Annotated in this window: 1 protein-coding gene; it reads right to left on the bottom strand. The window is 64.5% G+C overall.

Going from position 1 to position 358, the window contains the following annotated elements; genetic code table 11:
* Window positions 1-205, bottom strand: a 205-nt coding sequence (locus AC0IYH_RS29995) for an aldo/keto reductase (protein ID WP_471837741.1), incomplete at its 3' end; no start/stop codon positions are given.
* Between the last annotated feature and the right edge of the window lie 153 nt (window positions 206-358).

Raw genomic sequence — 358 nt, 5'->3', positions numbered from 1 at the left:
CGCTCAACCCGCGTCCATAATGCGGCGCGGTGTCGATGTAGCGGATGCCCGCGTCCAGCGCGGCCGTCAGCGTCTGCGCGGCGACATCGTCCGGGATCGCGCGATACAGGTTGCCGAGCACGGCCCCACCCAGGCCGATGCTGCTCACCGACAGGCCGGTATCGCCCAGCACGCGCCGGGGTATCATCGATCCGGACTTTGTCATCTGACACGCAACATAGGTTGGTTTCTGCTCCTGATGGATTGACCGATCCAATGTTATCGCATCCCCCGACGTTTCGGTCTGGACGGACGATTACGACTGGTTCATCCGCGCGCCGGCTCCCCGAGCGAATAGAAGCGGCGAGCGCATCCGGCC

The sequence above is a fragment of the Pseudomonas sp. AC463 genome (assembly GCF_979253585.1).
This window is presented reverse-complemented; position numbering and strand designations above follow the sequence as displayed.